The sequence below is a fragment of the Georgenia sp. X1117 genome (assembly GCF_057784635.1).
The window spans coordinates 533,309-551,960 of the sequence record NZ_CM173492.1 but is presented as its reverse complement, the minus strand read 5'-3'; the positions used below and the strand labels follow the sequence as shown (position 1 = coordinate 551,960).

Below are 18,652 nucleotides of genomic sequence, written 5' to 3'. Positions count from 1 at the left end.
CGAACACAAGTTCGATCCGACCGGGGAGGTGCCATGGGTGCCCGCTACGCCGAGCTGCACGCGCACTCGGCCTTCTCCTTCCTCGACGGCGCCAACCTGCCCGAGGACCTCGCCGCCGAGGCCGCGCGCCTCGGCCTGGAGGCGCTCGCGCTGACGGACCACGACGGCCTGCCCGGCGTCGTCCGGCTCGCCGAGGCCGCCCGCACGCTCGGCCTGCCCACCGTCATCGGGGCCGAGCTCGGCCTCGGCTCGACCGGCCGCACCGCCGCGGCGGCCGGCGGCGGCACGCACGGCCTGGGCGGTCCGGCGGACCCCGACGGCCGGCACCTCCTCGTTCTCGCCCGCGGGCGGGAGGGCTACGGGCGGCTGTCCGCCGCGATCTCCCACGCGCACCTGGCCACCGGCGTCAAGGGGCGGGCCCGCTACGACCTCGCCGCGCTCGCCGACGCCGCCGACGGGCAGTGGATGATCCTCACCGGCTGCCGCAAGGGCGCCGTGCGGCGTGCCCTCGAGCCGGAGCGCGGCCGCTTCGCCCCCGCCCCGGCCGCCCGCGAGCTGGCCCGCCTCACCGAGATGTTCGGGCGGGACAACGTCGCCGTCGAGATCACCGACACCGGCGACCCGCTCGACCAGGTCCGCACCGCCGCGCTCGCCCAGCTCGCGCAGGACGCGCGCCTGCCGCTGGTGGCCACCGGCGGCGTCCACTGCGCACGGCCGCAGGACGTGGCGCTCGCCCACGTCATGGCCGCCACCCGGGCCCGCGCCTCGCTCGACGAGATCGACGGCTGGCTGCCCGCGGCCCCGGCCCACCTGCGCTCGGCCGAGGAGATGCTCGCCCTCCACCGCCACCACCCCGGCGCGGTGGCCACCGCCGCCGACCTGGGGGCCGAGCTCGCGTTCGACCTGCGCCTCGTCGCTCCCGACCTGCCGCCCCACCCGGTGCCCGAGGGCCACACCGAGGCCACGTGGCTGCGCGAGCTGACCTACCGCGGGGCGGAGCGGCGCTACGGGCCGCGCGGGGCCGAACGCATCGCCGGCGCCTGGGCGATGATCGACCACGAGCTGGCGATCATCGACGAGCTCGGCTTCCCCGGCTACTTCCTCATCGTCCACGAGATCGTCGACTTCTGCGCCGCGAACGGGATCCTGTGCCAGGGCCGCGGGTCGGCCGCGAACTCCGCCGTCTGCTTCGCCCTGGGCATCACCGCCGTCGACGCCGTCACCCACCGCCTCCTCTTCGAACGGTTCCTCTCCCCGGGACGCTCCGGCCCGCCGGACATCGACCTCGACATCGAGTCCGGCCGCCGCGAGGAGGCCATCCAGTTCGTCTACGAGCGCTACGGGCGCGAGCATGCCGCCCAGGTCGCCAACGTCATCGCCTACCGCCCCCGCTCCGCCGTGCGCGACGCCGCACGCGCCCTCGGTCACGGCACCGGCCAGCAGGACGCCTGGGCGAAGAGCGTCGAGCGGTGGGGTTCCCTACGCACCCCCGATGCCGGCGACGAGGTGCCGGGCGGCACCTCTGTGCCCGCCGCCCCCGAGGATCCACGCTGGCCGGGCACCACCTGGTGGGACGTCGAGCAGGTCGGCCGTTCCGGCGTCGCGCCCCAGGTCGCCCCCCAGGTCGCCCCCGAGGCCGTCCCACCGTCGGTGCCCGCCCCCGGCGCCGACGACGTCTCCGGCATCCCCGCCGAGGTCGTCGACGTCGCCGAGCAGCTCCTGCGCCTGCCCCGCCACCTCGGCATCCACTCCGGCGGCGTCGTCCTATGCTCGCGCCCCGTCATCGAGGTCTGCCCCGTCCAGTGGGCCACCATGCCCGGCCGCACCGTGCTGCAGTGGGACAAGGACGACTGCGCGGACGCCGGGCTGGTGAAGTTCGACCTCCTGGGGCTCGGCATGCTCACCGCCCTGCGCCTGGCCTTCACCGAGCTCGACCACCGCGGCGTGCGCGGCGTCGACGACCGCCCGCTCGGCCTGCACAACCTCCCCCAGGACGACGTCGAGGTCTACGACCTGCTGTGCGCCGCGGACACCGTGGGGGTGTTCCAGGTCGAGTCCCGCGCCCAGATGGCCACCCTGCCCAGGCTGCGGCCGCGCACCTTCTACGACCTCGTCGTCGAGGTCGCCCTCATCCGGCCCGGGCCCATCCAGGGCGACTCCGTCAACCCCTACATCAACCGCCGGCTCGGCCGCGAGCCCGTCACCTACCTCCACGACCTGCTGCGGCCGGCGCTGGAGAAGACCCTCGGCGTCCCCCTCTTCCAGGAGCAGCTCATGCAGATCGCCATGGACGCCGCGTCCTTCACCCCCGCCGAGGCCGACCAGCTCCGCAAGGCCATGGGGTCCAAGCGCTCCGAGGAACGGATGGAGGCCCTGCACGCCCGACTCATCGAGGGCATGGCGGGCAACGGCATCACCCGCGACGTCGGCGAGCAGATCTTCGACAAGCTCAAGGCCTTCGCCGACTTCGGGTTCCCCGAGTCGCACTCCTTCTCCTTCGCCTACCTCGTCTACGCCAGCGCCTGGCTCAAGGTCCACCACCCCGAGGCCTTCTACGCCGCCCTCCTCGGCGCCCAGCCGATGGGCTTCTACAGCCCGCAGACCCTCGTCGCCGACGCCCGCCGGCACGGGGTGCGCGTCGAGCGCGCGAGCATCAACGCCTCCGGCGTCCAGCCGATGGTCGTCGACGCGCCGGCAGAGTCAACCGTCGTCGCCCCCGCGCGGTGGCGGGAGAAGGACACGCCCGACGGCGTCGCCCCGGTCGGGCGGGTGGCCCGCCTCGTGCACCCGGACCCGACGCTCGCCGTCCGGCTCGGCCTGGCCGCCGTGCGCGGGGTGGGGGAGGAGGCCGCGGGGCGCATCGTCGCCGAGCGCGAGCACGGCGGTCCCTACGCCGACGTCGCCGACCTCGCCGGCCGGGTCGACCTCACCACCGCCCAGCTCGAGGCCCTCGCCACCGCCGGCGCCCTCGACCTCGGCGGCGACCGACGCCAGGCCCTGTGGGCCGCCGGCGCGCTGGCCGGCGCCCACGGCCGCTCGCGACGCAGCTCGACCGGCGAGACCTGGGTCCAGCCCCCGCTGCCAGGCACCACCCCCGGCGTGGCCGCCCCCGAGCTGCCGTCGATGACGCAGGTGGAGACCGCCGTCGCCGACGTGTGGGCGACCGGCGTCTCCCCGGGCAGCTACCCCACCCAGTACCGGCGGGCCGACCTCGACGACGCCGGCGTGCTGCGCCTCGCCGACCTCGCCCGCGCCGAACCGGGCAGGCGCGTGCGGGCCGCCGGGGTCGTCACCCACCGCCAGCGTCCGCACACCGCCCATGGCGTCACCTTCCTCTCCCTGGAGGACGAGACCGGCCTGGCCAACGTCGTGTGCTCGGCCGGGGTGTGGGCACGCCACCGGCAGGTCGCCCGCACCTCCGCCGCGCTCGTCGTCCGCGGCATCGTCGAGAGCGCCGACGGCGTGACCAACCTCGTCGCCGACCGCATCGAGCCGCTCAGCCTCAGCGTCGCCACCACCTCGCGCGACTTCCGGTAGCGGGGTCGGGAGCGTCCTAGGGTGAGGACGTGAGCAGCCCCTTCCGGGGCCACCAGCCCGGTGAGCCCCAGTTCCGTGCCGCGCTGCTCGCCCTGTTCGCGCTCGGGCTGGCCACCTTCGCGATGATCTACGCCGTCCAGCCGCTGCTCGCCGTCGCGAGCGCGGACCTCGAGGTCTCCGCCACCGCGGCGACGATGCTCATGACGGTCACCACCTTCGCCCTCGCCGTCGCCGTCCTGCCGCTCGCCCGGCTCTCCGAGCGCTACGGGCGCAAGAACGTCATGCTCCTCGGGCTCTCGGTCGCCGTCGTCGCCGGAATCGCCAGCGCCCTGGTCCCGTGGTTCTCGCTCATGCTCGCGCTGCGGGCCGTCCTGGGCGCCGCACTGGCCGGCGTCCCCGCGGCGGCGCTCGCCTGGGTGGCCGAGGAGATCCATCCGGCAGCGATCACCCGCGTCGGCGGCCTCTACATCGCGGGCAACACCCTGGGCGGCATGGGTGGGCGGGTGCTCGCCGGCTTCGCCTCGGAGATCGTCGGGTGGCGGTGGGCGATCGTCGTCGTGTGCGTGGTGTCCGCGGCGATGGCCCTCCTCGTGCACCTGCTGCTGCCCGCCTCCCGGGACGGCGGTGCCGGCGCGGCCAACCGGGAGGCCGGGGCCCGGCCCGACACCAGCGAGGCGCGCCGGGGGCGCCTGGCGATGTACGCGCTGGCGTTCCTCGGCATGGCGATGTTCGTCGGCGTCTACAACGTCATCAGCTTCCGCACCTCGCTGCCGCCCTACGCCCTGGGGGCCGGCATCGGCTCGATGTTCTACCTGTCCTACGTGGCCGGCACCTTCACCTCCGCCATCGCGGGACGGGTGGCCGGCCGGCTCGGCATCCGGCTGGCCGTGCTCGTCGGCCTGGCGATGTGCGCGGCGGGGGTTCTCACCACGCTCGAGACGCCGATGCTCGTCATCTGGGTGGGCCTGTTCCTGCTCGCCGGCGGCTTCTTCGTCGTCCACGCCATCGCCTCGGCGAACGCCGCCCGGCTCAGCCCGCGGCCCTCCGCCGGGTCGGGCCGGTACACGCTCTTCTACTACCTCGGCTCCTCGGTCGGGGGCGTGGTCCTCGGCTACGCGTGGGACCTCGGCCGGTGGGACGGGACCGTCCTCGTCGCGCTCGGCATCCTCGCGCTGGCCGCACTGCTCACGCCGCTGCTGCCCGGCAGGGAACCTGGACGGTCGTCAGGGCCGGTGGCGTGAGACGCTGGTACCCGCGCTCAGAAAGGGAGTCCATGGCCCGCATCCCGCTCGCCAAGCTGCTCAACGTCGCCGTCGTCGCCGGACCGGCCATCTGGAAGATCGTCTCCAGGTACGGGCCCGTCCTCATCGACCTGCGCAACAAGAACCCCGCGGCGTTCGACAAGGTCGCCGGCTCCGTCAAGGGCCTGGCCGGCAGCGTCCGCCCCGGACCGGGCAACATCGCCTCCCAGGCGGAGGTCGTGCGCAAGCAGATCAACTACCTCGTCGCCTCCGCCGACGACGATGCCGAGCTCGCCCGCGTCAGCGGCTGGCGCAAGCGCCTGGAGAAGATCGAGGCCGCCGTGCCGCTCCTGGACGCCATGAGCCCCAAGGTGCGCAAGGCGCAGCAGAAGACGCTGCGCGGTCAGCTCGACGCACTGGCCGCCGAGGTCCTCGACGCCTTCATCGGCGAGCAGGCCGAGGACGCGGGGATCACGACGGCGCCCGCCCGCGGCGCGATCGGCGCGGGCCCGGGCTCGGGAACCGGCACCGGTACCGGTGCCGTCGGAGGCGCGCGGGAGCCGCACCGGCCGGCGCCGCGCGCCGCCGACGTGGACGACGACGCCGCACGCTGAGCGGTAGGTCCCGCGTCGGCGCGGCCCGTCGCGCCCTGCGTGGGGCCCGGTCGTCCGGCCGCGCGAGGCGCGGGGCCGGATGGGGACTTCTCCCCCCGGCGGCGGATCGCACGCGTGCGCCCGGAGGCACGTGATTAGATCGTCCTATGACGAACCCGCCGAACGACGGCACTCCCGAGTACCCCGGGACGCCGCAGCCCGCCGACAACCAGCCCGAGGCCGCGGAGGACGACGTCGAGGCCACGATGCTCGCGCGTCGGCCCATGCCGACCTACGGCCAGCAGCAGCCCCCGGCCCAGCCGGGTGGCTACGGCCAGCAGCCTCCCGCCCAGCAGGGCGGTTATGGCCAGCCCCAGCCGTCGGCCCAGCAGGGAGGTTATGGCCAGCAGCCCCCCGCTCAGCAGGGTGGCTACGGGCAGCCGCAGCCGCCGGCCCAGCCGGGTGGGTATGGCCAGCAGCCGCCGGCCCAGCAGGGCGGTTACGGGCAGCAGCAGCCCCCGGCCCAGCAGGGCGGCTACGGCCAGCAGGCTCAGCAGCCGATGTCCGGCCAGTCCGCGGACCAGGCCTCCTCCGGGTACGGCCAGACGACCTCGCCCGCCTACGGGCAGGGCAGCTACGGCTCGCCGGCCGGCGGGTCGCCGGCGTCCTACGGTTCGCCCGCGCAGCACGAGTCGGCGGCCTCGGCCGGTCAGGCCGCCGGCTACGGCGGCGCGGCCTACGGGGCGCAGGGCGGTCAGAGCTCCTACGGCCAGGCCGGCGCCTACGGCGCGGCGACCTCGACCTCGGCCAAGGCCGGCGGGGCGCTCGGTCCGTTCAAGCTCTTCCCGCCGGCGATCTCCGGCTGGGTGATGGTCGGCGTCGCGGTGCTCTCGTTCCTCGCCCTCGTCCTGCCGTGGGCGAGCGTCGAGTACTCGTTCTTCGGCGAGACGACGAACGACAGCGGGAACGGCTTCGGCGAGTACACCGGCTATGCGGTCATCATCCTCCTGGGGGCCCTCGCAGCCGGTGCCGGTGGTGCCCTCGTCGCCATCCGGCAGATGGTGGCCATCGGGACGATCGGCGCCGCGGCAGGTGGCGTGCTCATCTTCCTGCTCGGGCTGATCGGTTTCATCGACGTCGCGGGAGACGTGGGTACCGCCAACGATGCGATCGGTGACTCCGGCGCCGGCAGCGCGAGCATCGGCTTCGGCGCGATCCTCATGCTCATCCTCGCCATCGCCGCCGCCGGTGTCGGCGCCTGGATGGTGCTCACCTCGATGGGCGTCATCAAGGGGGGCGAGACCCCGTCCGGGCAGCCCGCCGCGGGTGGTTTCGGCGGTGGCCAGCAAGGCGGCTACGGCCAGCCCGGTGGCTACGGCGGCCAGCAGCAGCCCGGCAGCTACGGACAGGGCGGCTATGGCCAGCAGAGCGGCCAGCAGCCCGGCGGCTACGGCCAGGGCGGCCACCAGCCCGGCGGCTACGGCCAGCAGGGTGGCTACGGTCAGCAGGGCGGTCAGCCCGGCGGCTACGGCCAGGGCGGCTACGGCCAGCAGGGCTGACCTCGGGACCACCCCGAGCACGATCCACCGCACGGGCGGCCCGGCGCAGATGCGCGGGCCGCCCGTCGTCGTTCCCGCGGCGCCGCGTGCGGAGCCCACGGCCGGGTGCACCGACCTCTCGCGCCCCCGGCGGAGAACTCGCCGTACATTGTTCTGGAACTTGCCGGCGATACCTGGTTCACTCGTGACGACATCGCGTCCACGGCCCTCGCCGTCGACGCACGGGTCACGACCAGAAGGCGGCGACGCGCTGATGCGTTCCGGTACCGACACCACGCCCACCCCGTCCGACCGCCCACCCCGAGGGACCCGCGTCGCGGCCCCGGCCCGGCCCCGCAGCTGGCTGCGGCGCGCGTGCGCGGCGGCCGCCGGCGCCGCGATGCTCGGCACGCTCGCCGTCGCCCCGGCCTCCGCCCGGGCCACCGGCGGGGAGGTCGGCGGCAGCGGGGACGACTACTTCCTGTCGAACAGCATCAGCACCGTCGGCGAGATGGAGTTCTCCTACGGTCGGACGGACGACCGCCTCTACGTGGGCGACTGGAACGGGGACGGCCGCGACACCCTCGCCGTGCGGCGCGGGGACCAGTACCACCTGCGCAACTCGCTCTCCGGCGGTGCGGCGGACGCCGTCGTCAGGTTCGGGTCGGCGAACGACGTCACCTACGTCGGCGACTGGGACGGCAACGGGCGCGACGACGTGGCCATCCGCCGCGGCGACCAGTACTTCTTCCGGACCTCGCCGGGCGGCGGGCCGGCCGACCGGGTGGCCAACTACGGCCGGGACGGCGACGAGGTGCTCGTCGGCGACTGGGACGGCGACGGATCCGACACCCTCGGGGTGCGGCGCGGCAACACCTACCTCCTGCGCAACTCGATCTCCTCCGGCGTCGCCGACATCACCGTCGGCTACGGCCGCGCGAGCGACGTCGTCCTGGTCGGCGACTGGGACGGCAACGGCACCGACACCCTCGGCGTGCGCCGTCCGCCCCCGCCGCCACCGCAGCCGGTGCAGTACCCGATCGCCTCCTACGGCACGTTGCGCACCGGGCAGCCGGCGCACCACGTCGTGCACGCCGACGCCGTGCGGGAGCGCACGCTGCGCCTGCCGGGTTTCGACCTCTGGCTCACCCCTCGCACCGAGTTCGACTGGCCCTGGGCCATCCCGAACTCGGGCAACACCCGGGGCATCGTCGCCGAGGCGTTCTGGTTCGCACCCAGCCAGTACAGCCGCATGATCGCCAAGGTCGACCGGTGGGAGGGCTACGACCCGTCCCTGCCGCTGAGCCGCATGAACTACACCCGCCAGCTGCGTGGGACCGACGTCGCCGGGCAGAACGCCTGGGTATACGTCGCCACCCCCTGGCGCGTGGCCTACGCCCACGACATCGGGTGGATCGTCCGCAGCGGCGACTACGTCAACCGGTACTGAGGAGACCTGAGATGCGATCGCTCACCAAGACCCTGCTCGCGGGTGGCGCGGTGCTCGGCATCGGGCTCCCGGTCACCTTCGCGATGGCCACCGACACCGGCCCCGCACGGACCACCCCCACCACCGACGCCGGCGACCCCGTCCCGCTCTCGGTCGCCGACGAGGTGCCCGACGACGCCGGTTCGCTGCTGCCCGACGGCGTCGGGACCGTGTCCGGACAGTCGCCCGGTACGGCCGGCTCGGCGCCGGACTCCGCCACCGACCCCACCGGCGACGCGCCGAGCGACGGTGCGGCAGCGCCCGAGGTCGTCGACGGGCACCTGCCGCGCGACCTCGGCGAGGTCGCCGGGCTGGCCGACGACTCCGGCGCACCGCTGTTCGAGATGACCGTGACGTCCATCGAGACCGCGCAGACCTGCCCCAGCCGGATCGAGGAGCAGTTCGAGCCCGTCCACGGGCAGTTCCTCGTCGTCGAGGTCACTGCGGCGATGGCGCAGTCGGCCGGCGCCGAGATGGCCGACCCGGAGAACGTGTTCATGCCGCTCGCGGCGGACTTCTTCACCGTGCTCGGCCCCGACGGCGCCGAGCAGCCCGGGACGGTCACCGAGGCGTCCTGGTCCTGCTACACGCTCGACGAGCTCATCGCGCCCTCCCTGGTCCCCGGCGAGACCGACTCCGGGTTCGTCGTGCTCGACGTCGCCGCGGACACCGGCACCCTGGTCTACGACCCCTCGGGCACCGGCAGCGGCTGGGCCTGGGAGTACTGAGCAGGCCGTAGCGAGCCGGCCTCAGAGCCAGCCGCGCTCCTGGGCCGTGCGGGCGGCCTGGGTGCGCGTGGAGGTGCCGGTCTTCCCGATCGCCGAGGACAGGTAGTTGCGCACGGTCCCGGGCGAGAGGTGCACGGCGCGGGCGATATCGGCGACCGGCCCGCCGCCCAGGGCGGCGCGCAGCACGTCCCGCTCGCGCTCGGACAGCGGGTTCGCCCCGGTGGCCAGCGACTCGGAGGCCAGGGACGGGTCGACGACGCGCAGCCCCGCGTGCACGCGGCGGACGGCCTCGGCGAGCTCGCCGGCCGGGGTGTCCTTGACGACGAAGCCGCTCGCCCCGGCCTCCAGGGCACGCCGCAGGTAGCCCGGGCGGCCGAACGTCGTGACGATGAGGGAGTGCACGTGCGGCAGCTCGGCGCGCAGCGCCCGGGCGGTCTCGATGCCGTCCAGGCCCGGCATCTCGATGTCGAGCAGGCACACCTCGGCGCCTGAGACCCGGGCCGCCTCGACGACCTCGTCGCCGCGCCCCGCCTCGGCGACGACCTCGACGTCCCGCTCGAGGGTGAGCAGGGCGGCCAGCGCACCACGCACGAGGGCCTGGTCGTCGGCGAGCAGCACCTTGATCACAGCCGCACCTCCAGGCGGGTGCCGCGGCCACCCCGGCGACCGCGACCGGTGGGCGGGTCGCTCCCGGCGGGCACATGACCGCCGTCGGGGGCGTCGGGAGCGTCGGCGTCGTCGGTGTGGTCGGGGCCCGGGGGGACCGGACCGATCTGGACCGTCCCGCCGGCCTGCGCCGCGCGCTCGCGCAGCCCGCGCAGCCCGTGCCCCTCGCGCAGCCGGCCCGGACCGGTGCCGTCGTCGTCCACGACGAGGCGGTCCGGCCCCCAGCGCACCTCGCAGCGGCTCGCCCCGGAGTGCCGCACGACGTTGGTCACCGCCTCGCGCAGCGCCCAGGCCACGGTGATCCGGTGCCGAGGGTCGACGACGTCGGGATCGTCGGGCAGGGCGGCGGCGATCCCCGCCCCCTCGAGGGCGGTGCGCGCGGCCTCGAGCTCGTCGGTCAGGCGGGCGACCCGCAGCCCGGCGACGGTCGCCCGGATCTCGGCAAGGGCCTGACGGGAGAGGGAACGGACCTGCGCCATCTCCGCCTTGGCGCGCTCCGGGTCGAGGTCGACGAGGCGTTCGGCGAGCTCGGACTTGACGGTGACGACCGTCAGGGAGTGCCCGAGGACGTCGTGCACGTCGCGGGCGACCCGCTCGCGCTCGGCGGTCAGGGTCAGCTCGTTCTCCAGGTCGCGCTGCCGTTCGGCCCGGCCGTCGAGCAGGACGGGGATGTAGCAGGCCACCGCCACGAGCAGGATGATCCCGCCGAACAGCCACCACGGCGTCCCCTCGGTCCCCACGAGCGCCGGCAGCAGGGTGGTCACCAGGACGAGCGCCACGACCACGCTCCAGGCGATGAGCAGCGGGAGCGTGAACATCGACAGGGCCGCGAGGTAGGTGGCGACCGCCCCGGCCTCGGTCCCGATCGTCATTGCCAGGGCGAGCCCGAGCACCGTCAGCGGGACGAGGTGGCGCAGCCCGTGCCGGACGCGTTCGGGGCCCGCTCGCTCCGGGAGCGTGCGGAACGCATGGGTGTAGATGGCCGCGAACACGACGATGATCGCCAGGTTGACCGCGCGCAGGACGAGCGAGTCGGTGTACTCGAAGACGGCGATGACGGGGAAGACGAGGAAGACCAGCCAGATGACGGCCATGAGCCAGCCGGCGTCGTCCCAGGGGTCCCGTCGCAGGACGGAGGCCGCGGCGGGGGGCGCCGGCGCGGGGGACGGGGGCGGCTGCGGCGCCGACGTCCCCTCCTCGGACGTCGTCGTGGACGGGTCGAGCCGTGTGCTCATCGCCTCGCCCGTCCCGCCCGCGCGCCCGGCACGGCCCGTGCGGTCTCGATCGTCCTCCACACGCGCAGGCTAGCGACCGCCCCGCGCCCGGGCGCGGCCGGCCCGACGACGATGGTGCCCATGGGACCAGCGTCCGCCAGGTCGCCCGCTCGCGCGAGGGTGGGCTGTCACGCGCTCCGCATGACACCTGTCATCCGGAGCCGTTCGGTGGGCGCAGGGCGCGGCCGATGAGGCTCATGGCGGTGTCGAAGACGTGGTCCGGCAGGCCGTGCTCGGTCGAGAGCTCGCCCGGTGCGGTGCGGGCCTCGCGCTCCCACATCACCCAGCGCATGCCGACGAGCTCGCCGATGCCCATGAGCGCCCAGGTGACGGTTTCGGGATCGAGGTCGGTGGCCATCTCGCCGTCGCGCTGGGCCTCGCCCAGTCCGGCGATGTACCCGCGGGCGATCGTCTCGTAGTGCATGTGCACGACGTCGGAGGCGACGAACTCCGCCTGGCGCATGATGCGGTACAGGGCCGGGTTCTCGGCCGTGAAGCGGAAGAACGCCGCGAACCCGGCGCGCTCGGCGTCGGTCCGGTTCTCGTGCGCGGAGGAAGCGGTGAACATCGCTCGCCGCACGCGTGAGCCGAGGTCGCGCACGACCTCCTCGAACACGGCGAGCTTGGTGTCGAAGTACAGGTAGAAGGTCCCCTGGCCGACCCCGGCGCGTACGGTGATCTTCGCGACCGACGCGTCGTGGTAGCCGTGCTCGGCGAACACGTCGGTCGCGGCGGCCAGGATCGTGGCTCGGGTTCGGCTGCCCCGGGCGGTGGTCGGTCGGGTGCTCATGGCCGACTCCTCTCGGTGGATGACGGGCCGGCGATGCCCGAGGACGCCGTGCCGGTGATGATCTGGGTCCCGGACCCGACGGCGTGGCGGGTGTGGTCGAGCGCGGCGTCCACCACGCCGGTGCCGTCGGAGCCGCCCTCCTCGCCCGCGTCGTCGGCGCCCGCGTCGTCGGCGGCTGTGGCCGGGAACGTCGTACATCCACGCATGAATCCGCCTTCGTCGGTGGTCTCCGCTCCGGCCCCGGCGGTGGGCGACCGGCAACCTGACGAGCGATTCAGGTGTCAGTATCGTTCTGGGAGCGGGGGTCCGTGTCAAGTGGCGCGCCGCAGGACGCGCGTCAGGACGACGGATGTCGGCGGCGGCCCGGGGCGGACGACCGAGGCATGCGGCGGGGAGAGACGCCGGACGCCGTCGGCAACGCCCGCCCGGACGAGACGGTCGACGGCGACCGGCGCAGCGTGCCGCGACTCACGTCCCCGGGTCCCGGTGTGGCACGGGAATGCCCAGGCGTGCGTGTTAGAGTTTCCGTCGTTGTTCAGGGGAGATCGGGCCCGGCCCGGTCGCCTGATCGGCACCCTGTCCGGGTGGCGGAATGGCAGACGCGCTAGCTTGAGGTGCTAGTGCCCGTATTAGGGCGTGGGGGTTCAAGTCCCCCTCCGGACACCGCAGGTCCTGGGCCGCGGCACCGACGAGTCGGTGCCGCGGCCCAGGGCTTTTTCGTGGGTACGACGGCGGTGGCCGGCGTTCAGGTGTCGGAGCGGGCGGCCCGCAGCCGGTCGAGGGCGCCCGGCGGCAGCGACGAGCCGAAGGCGTTGGCCCGGCGGAACCGGCAGGTGGGGCACAGGCCGCTCCCGTGGGACGGGTGCCGGGCACCGCATCTCCGGCACGCCTGGGTCGCGACGACGGTGAGCGTCGCCGTCGGGGCCGCCAGCACGTCGGCGATCGCCAGCGGGCCCGACGGGCTCATCGCCTCCTCGGGGCACAGCCGGACGCAGTCGAGCTCGGAGCGGCAGGCCTGGCGCAGGTGGGTCAGGGTGCTCACCCCGTCGAGGTGATCGAGACTGAGCGCGTCGTGCGGGCAGGCCTGGACGCACACGCCGCAGGCCGTGCAGCCCGCGACCGTCAGCCGGGCGGCCGCCGCGCCAGGGGCGGTGGTCTCCGGGCCCGTCGCGTCCGGGCCCGTCGTTCCCGAATCCGGCCCGTCCGGACCCGTCTCGGTGTCGATCTCCTGCGCCGGACCCACCTCGGTACCGCCCGGAGCGTCGTCCGGCGTGCCGTCCGGGCCCGCCTCACCGGGAGCCGGGCCCGGGGCGGGAGCGGCTGGCCCGGGCGGGACCGGGGGAGCGGCCGCCGCCAGGTCGGCGCGTCCCTGTGCCGCGAGCAGCCCGAAGGCGGCCAGTGTCCGGGCCTGCTCGTCGGAGCGCAGGTCGATGGCGGCGTCGTCGAGGAAGGTCAGACCGAGCAGCGCCCGCCTCGGCAGCGGCACCGTGTCCAGCTCGAGCGCCGCCCGGGGTCGCCCACCGCGACGCGGTGGGACGTGCGCGCCCACACCGGAGGGGAACACCCGCTGCCACCGCTCGATGGCGGCGCCGGCCCCCGGGCACGCCGAGGTGCTCACCCTCCCGACGCCGAGCGCGAGGAGCTGGGCGGGCAGGGCGTCGCCGAGCTCGGCCAGGCACCGGTCGGCCTGCACGGCAACGGTCCGTCGCGAGGTGCGCGGGAGGGGCACGTCGGGGCAGGAGAGCAGGATCTCCTCGATCGGGTCCTGAGCGGCGACCCACCGCACCAGGGGGCCGCTGAGGTCGCTCATCGCCGGGAGAGTGGGCTCAGGCGGTCGGCTCGTCGTCGAGGAGCTCGAGGACGGCGTCGATGCGCCGACCGACCTCCTCGCCCGCCCCGGACGAGGCGGACCCGTCCGCCACCCCCGCGCGTCCGGCGGCCAGGCCGACGAGGAAGGCGGTGAGGGGAGCGGCGGGCCGGGACGGGCCGTGCGCGACGTCGCGGATGAGGTCGAGCAGCGGACCCGTCGTGCCCTCGAGCGCGGCGGGCGGGAGGTCGAGCCGCTCGCGGACCTTCTCGAGCCAGCGGTGCATCTCGGCCATCTCGCGGTCCTCGCCGCTCATGCCGGCACCTCGCCGCGGGCCGGGAGCGAGGACGACGGGGCGCACGCGGCGCCCGGGAGCGAGGCGGCGCGAGCCGGCCGCGGGCGCGGGCAGGACCAGAGACACATGGGCCCATGCTGGCACAGCCGCCGTCCCGGGCAGGCGGCCGTTGGTCCCATACCGATGGACGTCCTGGAGAAAGCACACAGAAGATGCTCGTCGTTCACCCAGACGAATCGAGGTTATTCGCAACGCTTTCATTGCCTATTGTCGTGGCGCGCGAGTGGCGGAACCATGCCGATCCCGGACGGGGACCATCGGCCCAGGAACGGGCTATCTTGGCGGCAAGAATGGCTTCGACGTTCCCGTTGACACCGGTGATGAGAGGTATTCATGACGGCCACTGCCGAGCCCACCACGGGCCGCGAGATCCCCCGACGCTCCTTCGTCAAGTGGTCGGGCATCATCGGTGGCGGAGCGACCCTGGCAGCCACCTCCGCCCACTTCCTCGGGATGCCGGTCCTGCGCAGCGCCGAGGCCGACGAGCCCGACGGCGAGGTGACGACCGTCTGGTCGGCCTGCACCGTCAACTGCGGCTCGCGCTGCCCGCTGCGCCTCGAGGTCCGCGACGGCACCGTCACGCGCGTCCTGCCGGACAACACCGGCGACGACGAGCTGGGCAGCCAGCGCGTCCTGGCCTGCGTGCGCGGCCGCTCGATCCGCCACCGCATCTACAACCCCGACCGGCTCAAGCGGCCGCTGCGCCGCCGGCCCGGGACCCGCCGCGGCGAGGAGGTCTGGGACGAGATCTCCTGGGACCAGGCCCTCGACGAGATCACCGATAAGATGCGCGACATCCGCGACCGCTTCGGCAACGAGGCCTTCTACATCAACTACGGCACCGGCACCCTCGGCTCGACGATGGCCTGCTCCTGGCCGCCGGACCAGACCGCCTTCGCCCGCCTGATGAACACCTGGGGCGGCTACCTCGACCACTACTCCGACTACTCCACGGCCCCCATCACCCAGGCCTACCCCTACTTCTACGGCAGCTGGGTCAACGGCAACTCCTTCGACGACGCCGCCAACGCCCAGCTCCAGGTGATGTTCGGGAACAACCCGCTCGAGACCCGCATGTCGGGCGGCGGCCAGCTCGCCGTCACGCAGATGACGAAGAAGCGCCACGGGGTGCGCACCATCGTCATCGACCCGCGCTACTCCGAGACCGGCGCCCTGCTCGCCGACGACTGGGTGGCGCTGCGCCCGGGCACCGACGCCTCGCTCATCGCCGGGATGATCCACGTCATGCTCGCCGAGGACCTCCAGGACCAGGACTTCCTCGACACCTACTGCGTCGGCTTCGACGAGCACACCCTGCCCGAGGGGGCCCCCGCGAACTCCTCCTACCGCGCCTACATCGAGGGCAACGGCCCCGACGGCGTCGAGAAGACCCCCGCCTGGGCGGCCGACATCTGCGGCGTGCCCGCCGAGCGGATCCGACAGCTCGCCCGCGAGATCGCGGGCGCCAGGCCCTGCGCCATCACCCAGGGCTGGGGCCCCCAGCGCCACGCCAACGGCGAGAACAACGCCCGGGCGATCTTCCTGCTCGCCTGCGTCACCGGCAACGTCGGCGTCCCCGGCGGCGGGACCGGCGCGCGCGAGGGGGCCCAGGCCCTGCCGTTCGCCAAGCCCTTCAACACCGGCACGACCAACCCGTCGAACAAGATCATCTCCGTCTTCTCCTGGCTGGACGCCATCGAGCACGGCGAGGCGATGAACACCTTCAACGCCGGCGTCTGCGAGAAGGAGGCCCCCGGGGTGCGGGCCAACCGCGTCCCGGTCGACGAGGACGGCGAGCCGACGAACATCTCCCTCGAGGCGCCGATCAAGATGGTCTGGCAGTACTCGGGCAACTCCGTGGTCAACCAGACCGGGGACAACAACCGCTCGGTGGAGATCCTCCAGGACGAGTCGAAGTGCGAGCTCATCGTCGTGTGCGACATCCAGTACACGGTCTCGGCCCGCTACGCGGACTACATCCTGCCCGGCACCTCCACCGCCGAGGAGGCCGACATCCACCCCGGGGAGAACGGCGGGCCGATGGCCTACGGCATCGTCTCCAGCCAGGCCATCGAGCCGTTGTACGAGTGCCGGAACATCTACGACATCTGCACCGACATGGCCCGCCGGCTGGGCACGGAGCAGGAGTTCACTGAGGGCAGGAGCCGCGAGGACTGGCTGCGCGAGACCATCGACGCCACCCGCGAGAACGACCCGTCGCTGCCGGACTACGACGAGTGGCGCGAGATGGGCATCTACCGCACGAACATGGGCCCGTACGTGTCCATGGCGGACTTCCGTGAGGACCCCGAGGCCCACCCGCTGGCCACGCCCTCGGGCCGGATCGAGGTCTACTCCGACCGGCTGGCGGCGATGTCGGAGCGCTGGACCTTCGGCGACTTCCGCCCCGAGCTGCCCGGCGACCGCCTCACCGCGCTGCCCGAGCACGTCGACACCTGGGAGGGGGCCCTCGAGGCCCGGGCCTCGGAGAGGTTCCCGCTGCAGGTCATCGGCCACCACTACAAGGCACGCACACACTCCTCGTACGGCAACGTCGACTGGCTCCAGGAGGCGCACCGCCAGCAGGTGTGGCTCAACGTCGCCGACGCCGCCGAGCGCGGCATCGTCACCGGCGACCAGGTCTTCGTCCACAACGACCGCGGCACCGTGCGCCTGGAGGCCAAGGTCACCGAACGCATCGCCCCCGGCGTCGTCTCGATCCCGCAGGGGGCCTGGTTCGACCCGCGGCCCACCTCGGAGGTCGCCCCACCGCCGCAGGCCAACCCCGACCACCCGGTCGACGTGGCCGGCTCGGTCAACTCCCTGACGTCGTTGCACCCCTCGCCGCTGGCGAAGGGCAACGCCGTCCACACCACCATCGCCGACGTCGTCAAGGCCTGAGGAGGACATCATGACCGACGTGTTCACCGAGGCCGGAGCGGACTACGGCTTCTTCTTCGACCAGTCGCTGTGCACCGGGTGCAAGGCCTGCCAGGTCGCCTGCAAGGACAAGCACGACCTGCCGGTGGGCGTGAACTGGCGCCGCGTGGTGGAGTACTCCGGCGGCACCTGGCAGACCGAGGGGAACACCTTCACCCCCCGGGTCTTCACCTACTACACCTCCGTGGCCTGCAACCACTGCGAGAACCCGGTGTGCGTCGAGGTGTGCCCCACCACGGCGATGACCCAGCGCGAGGACGGCACGGTCTACGTCAACGACGACAAGTGCGTCGGCTGCCGGTACTGCGAGTGGGCCTGCCCCTACTCGGCGCCGCAGTTCAACGTCGAGACCGGCCACATGTCCAAGTGCGACCTCTGCCACGACTATCGCGAGCAGGGCCAGGACCCCGCCTGCGTCGACGCCTGCCCCTCGCGTGCCCTGGACTGGGGCCCGATCGAGGAGCTGCGCGAGACGCACGGCACCGAGGCCGGCATCGCCCCGCTGCCGGACCCGGGCATCACCCGGCCGCACCTCGTGGTCACCCCGCACCGGGACGCCCAGCCCTGGGACGCCGGCACGGGGGACATCGCGAACCCCGAGGAGATCTGATGAACGTCCACGAGCTCCCGATGATCCTGTTCACGGTCATCGCGCAGCTGTGCGTCGGCACGTTCGTCGTCCTGGGCGTCGTCCAGCTCCTCGCCGCACGCCGTCACGACCGGGCCACCGTGGAGCGGCTGACCGACCCGGTCGTCTACGCCATCGGCCCCGCGCTCGTGTTCGGCCTGGCGGTGTCCATGCTGCACATGAACGACGTCCTCAACGTGCTCAACGTGTTCCGCCACTGGAACTCCTCCTGGCTCTCGCGCGAGATCATCCTCGGCATCGCCTTCGCCGGGCTCGGTTTCGCGTTCGCGCTCATGCAGTGGTTCCGGATCGGGAGCTACCCGCTGCGTCGCGTCGTCGCCGGGCTCACCGCCGTGGCCGGCCTGTCCCTGGTCTGGGCGATGTCCCAGATCTACTACTCGCTCGAGGCCGTCCCGGCCTGGCACACCCCGATCGTGCCCTTCCACTTCTTCGCCACGACCCTCATGCTCGGCTCGCTCACCGTCGGCGCGGTGCTCATGGGCACCGGCGCCGTGCGGCGTCGTGCGGAGCGTCGCGCGGCCGAGGACTCCGACGACGACGCGCCGGCCGGTGACCCCTCGGACCCCTCGGGCACCGGGCTGGGCATGCCCACCGACGACGTCGCCGCCGCACCCGGGGGCGGGGCGGCGACCGCGCTGATGACCGCCGTGCGCACCCGCACCCGAGAGATCAACGCCGCCACCTCCGACCCCGAGTGGCGGCTGACCGCGCGGACCGTGCAGTGGCTGGCGCTGACCGCCGCCGTCGTCGGCGTGGCGATCCTGGCCTCGTACGCCCTGCACATCTCGTCGCTGGCCGGCGACCCGGTCGGCGCCGGCTCCGCCGAGGTCTTCTCCGGCGGCTTCTTCGTCGCCCGCCTGGTCCTGCTGGGTCTGTCCACCGTCGTCCTCGGCGTGTTCAGCTTCCGCACGGCCGCGGAGGGGGACCGCTCGACGGCGGTGCGCCTGACCGTCCTCATCGTCGCCGCGCTCGTCCTGGCCTTCGCCTCCGAGCTCATGGGCCGCTCCCTGCACTACGACTCGATGCTGCGGGTCGGGATCTGACG

Annotated in this window: 15 protein-coding genes and 1 tRNA gene; 10 read left to right on the top strand and 6 right to left on the bottom strand. The window is 73.8% G+C overall.

Translation table 11 applies throughout. From position 1 onward, the window contains the following. Positions 1-33: 33 nt before the first annotated feature. From AC3D3D_RS02455 to AC3D3D_RS02430, 6 genes are all read left to right on the top strand, one after another. Positions 34-3,537 (top strand): error-prone DNA polymerase, encoded by a 3,504-nt coding sequence (locus tag AC3D3D_RS02455; RefSeq protein ID WP_463662288.1) that lies wholly within the window; start codon positions 34-36, stop codon positions 3,535-3,537. A 29-nt stretch (positions 3,538-3,566) separates the two neighbouring features. Beyond that, positions 3,567-4,778: an MFS transporter gene (locus AC3D3D_RS02450; RefSeq protein WP_463662287.1), complete on the top strand. Its 1,212-nt coding sequence runs from the start codon at positions 3,567-3,569 to the stop codon at positions 4,776-4,778. A gap of 32 nt (positions 4,779-4,810) precedes the next feature. Further along, positions 4,811-5,392, top strand: a complete 582-nt coding sequence (locus tag AC3D3D_RS02445; RefSeq protein ID WP_463662286.1) for a hypothetical protein — start codon at positions 4,811-4,813, stop codon at positions 5,390-5,392. Between the two features lie 146 nt (positions 5,393-5,538). Further along, positions 5,539-6,930, top strand: coding sequence for a hypothetical protein (locus AC3D3D_RS02440; RefSeq protein WP_463662285.1), 1,392 nt, complete (start codon positions 5,539-5,541; stop codon positions 6,928-6,930). A gap of 253 nt (positions 6,931-7,183) precedes the next feature. After that, positions 7,184-8,359 (top strand): gamma-glutamylcyclotransferase family protein, encoded by a 1,176-nt coding sequence (locus AC3D3D_RS02435; protein WP_463662284.1) that lies wholly within the window; start codon positions 7,184-7,186, stop codon positions 8,357-8,359. A gap of 11 nt (positions 8,360-8,370) precedes the next feature. Then, on the top strand, positions 8,371-9,126 hold the full coding sequence (locus AC3D3D_RS02430) for a hypothetical protein (RefSeq protein WP_463662283.1): 756 nt from the start codon (positions 8,371-8,373) through the stop codon (positions 9,124-9,126). A 21-nt stretch (positions 9,127-9,147) separates the two neighbouring features. Here AC3D3D_RS02430 and AC3D3D_RS02425 read toward each other — a convergent pair whose 3' ends face one another. From AC3D3D_RS02425 to AC3D3D_RS02410, 4 genes are all read right to left on the bottom strand, one after another. Then, on the bottom strand, positions 9,148-9,753 hold the full coding sequence (locus AC3D3D_RS02425; RefSeq protein ID WP_463662282.1) for a response regulator transcription factor: 606 nt from the start codon (positions 9,751-9,753) through the stop codon (positions 9,148-9,150). After that, positions 9,750-11,087 carry a sensor histidine kinase gene (locus AC3D3D_RS02420; RefSeq protein WP_463662281.1) on the bottom strand — a complete coding sequence of 446 codons (1,338 nt, stop codon included), beginning with the start codon at positions 11,085-11,087 and terminating at the stop codon, positions 9,750-9,752. The genes AC3D3D_RS02425 and AC3D3D_RS02420 overlap by 4 nt, the downstream gene beginning before the upstream one ends. A gap of 130 nt (positions 11,088-11,217) precedes the next feature. Beyond that, positions 11,218-11,856: a TetR/AcrR family transcriptional regulator gene (locus AC3D3D_RS02415; RefSeq protein ID WP_463662280.1), complete on the bottom strand. Its 639-nt coding sequence runs from the start codon at positions 11,854-11,856 to the stop codon at positions 11,218-11,220. Continuing rightward, the gene (locus AC3D3D_RS02410; protein WP_463662279.1) at positions 11,853-12,062 is read right to left on the bottom strand and encodes a hypothetical protein; all 210 of its coding nucleotides are present in this window, start codon (positions 12,060-12,062) and stop codon (positions 11,853-11,855) included. The genes AC3D3D_RS02415 and AC3D3D_RS02410 overlap by 4 nt, the downstream gene beginning before the upstream one ends. A gap of 372 nt (positions 12,063-12,434) precedes the next feature. Here AC3D3D_RS02410 and AC3D3D_RS02405 point away from each other — a divergent pair. Next, positions 12,435-12,519 (top strand) — tRNA-Leu (locus AC3D3D_RS02405). An 82-nt stretch (positions 12,520-12,601) separates the two neighbouring features. Here AC3D3D_RS02405 and AC3D3D_RS02400 read toward each other — a convergent pair. Both AC3D3D_RS02400 and AC3D3D_RS02395 read right to left on the bottom strand, forming a co-directional pair. Next, on the bottom strand, positions 12,602-13,666 hold the full coding sequence (locus AC3D3D_RS02400; RefSeq protein WP_463662278.1) for a DUF362 domain-containing protein: 1,065 nt from the start codon (positions 13,664-13,666) through the stop codon (positions 12,602-12,604). 16 nt (positions 13,667-13,682) lie between these two features. Further along, the gene (locus AC3D3D_RS02395; RefSeq protein ID WP_463662277.1) at positions 13,683-13,979 is read right to left on the bottom strand and encodes a DUF6457 domain-containing protein; all 297 of its coding nucleotides are present in this window, start codon (positions 13,977-13,979) and stop codon (positions 13,683-13,685) included. Positions 13,980-14,351: 372 nt separating this feature from the next. Between AC3D3D_RS02395 and AC3D3D_RS02390 the strand changes: the two genes are divergently transcribed. Genes AC3D3D_RS02390 through AC3D3D_RS02380 form a run of 3 tightly spaced genes read left to right on the top strand, consistent with a single transcriptional unit; the run spans position 14,352 to position 18,650 of the window. Further along, positions 14,352-16,919 carry a DMSO/selenate family reductase complex A subunit gene (locus tag AC3D3D_RS02390; RefSeq protein WP_463662276.1) on the top strand — a complete coding sequence of 856 codons (2,568 nt, stop codon included), beginning with the start codon at positions 14,352-14,354 and terminating at the stop codon, positions 16,917-16,919. Positions 16,920-16,929: 10 nt separating this feature from the next. Then, complete coding sequence (locus tag AC3D3D_RS02385) at positions 16,930-17,568, top strand: DMSO/selenate family reductase complex B subunit (protein WP_463662275.1); 639 nt, start codon at positions 16,930-16,932, stop codon at positions 17,566-17,568. Then, positions 17,568-18,650 (top strand): dimethyl sulfoxide reductase anchor subunit family protein, encoded by a 1,083-nt coding sequence (locus AC3D3D_RS02380; RefSeq protein ID WP_463662274.1) that lies wholly within the window; start codon positions 17,568-17,570, stop codon positions 18,648-18,650. Before AC3D3D_RS02385 ends, AC3D3D_RS02380 begins: the two co-directional genes overlap by 1 nt. Positions 18,651-18,652: the final 2 nt, after the last annotated feature.

What these genes read in the sequence shown, in the direction of transcription:
- AC3D3D_RS02415 (WP_463662280.1), bottom strand. Translation starts at nt 11,856, where the DNA reads ATGAGCACCCGACCGACCACCGCCCGGGGCAGCCGAACCCGAGCCACG.
- AC3D3D_RS02400 (WP_463662278.1), bottom strand. Translation starts at nt 13,666, where the DNA reads ATGAGCGACCTCAGCGGCCCCCTGGTGCGGTGGGTCGCCGCTCAGGAC.
- AC3D3D_RS02430 (WP_463662283.1), top strand. Translation starts at nt 8,371, where the DNA reads ATGCGATCGCTCACCAAGACCCTGCTCGCGGGTGGCGCGGTGCTCGGC.
- AC3D3D_RS02390 (WP_463662276.1), top strand. Translation starts at nt 14,352, where the DNA reads ATGACGGCCACTGCCGAGCCCACCACGGGCCGCGAGATCCCCCGACGC.
- AC3D3D_RS02380 (WP_463662274.1), top strand. Translation starts at nt 17,568, where the DNA reads ATGAACGTCCACGAGCTCCCGATGATCCTGTTCACGGTCATCGCGCAG.
- AC3D3D_RS02435 (WP_463662284.1), top strand. Translation starts at nt 7,184, where the DNA reads ATGCGTTCCGGTACCGACACCACGCCCACCCCGTCCGACCGCCCACCC.
- AC3D3D_RS02395 (WP_463662277.1), bottom strand. Translation starts at nt 13,979, where the DNA reads ATGAGCGGCGAGGACCGCGAGATGGCCGAGATGCACCGCTGGCTCGAG.
- AC3D3D_RS02440 (WP_463662285.1), top strand. Translation starts at nt 5,539, where the DNA reads ATGACGAACCCGCCGAACGACGGCACTCCCGAGTACCCCGGGACGCCG.
- AC3D3D_RS02410 (WP_463662279.1), bottom strand. Translation starts at nt 12,062, where the DNA reads ATGCGTGGATGTACGACGTTCCCGGCCACAGCCGCCGACGACGCGGGC.
- AC3D3D_RS02445 (WP_463662286.1), top strand. Translation starts at nt 4,811, where the DNA reads ATGGCCCGCATCCCGCTCGCCAAGCTGCTCAACGTCGCCGTCGTCGCC.
- AC3D3D_RS02455 (WP_463662288.1), top strand. Translation starts at nt 34, where the DNA reads ATGGGTGCCCGCTACGCCGAGCTGCACGCGCACTCGGCCTTCTCCTTC.
- AC3D3D_RS02385 (WP_463662275.1), top strand. Translation starts at nt 16,930, where the DNA reads ATGACCGACGTGTTCACCGAGGCCGGAGCGGACTACGGCTTCTTCTTC.